The following is a 257-nucleotide window of genomic DNA, read 5'->3' as shown; positions in this document are numbered from 1 at the left end:
GTATTAATAGCATCTAACACTCGAATACTTCCAGCACCTTGACTGTTGTGGGAATATAGATTTCCATCTGCGTCAAACAAGTTTTCTGCTGTGTTCATTAACGCAGCTTTTACAAAATCTACACTCCACTCAGGATGCGCTTCTAAAACTAGAGCTGCAGCTCCGGCAACGTGAGGCGCTGACATACTTGTACCTTGTAGCGCTGCGTAGCCATGAGTATGGGGACCTGAAGCATGATGGAGTGGAACTGTACTTAC

1 protein-coding gene is annotated in these 257 nt (G+C 45.5%); it reads right to left on the bottom strand.

Annotation, left to right across the window (positions count from 1 at the left end; all coding sequences use genetic code 11):
- Positions 1-185 (bottom strand): S8 family serine peptidase (locus AOA61_RS30740; RefSeq protein ID WP_256583522.1); only part of this gene is annotated, 185 nt, incomplete at its 3' end.
- Positions 186-257: the final 72 nt, after the last annotated feature.

The sequence above is a fragment of the Pseudomonas sp. 2995-1 genome, assembly GCF_002742505.1.
GTDB lineage: Bacteria > Pseudomonadota > Gammaproteobacteria > Pseudomonadales > Pseudomonadaceae > Aquipseudomonas > Aquipseudomonas sivasensis.
Note: the sequence above shows the minus strand (reverse complement) of the source record. Positions and strands in the feature narration are given on the sequence as shown.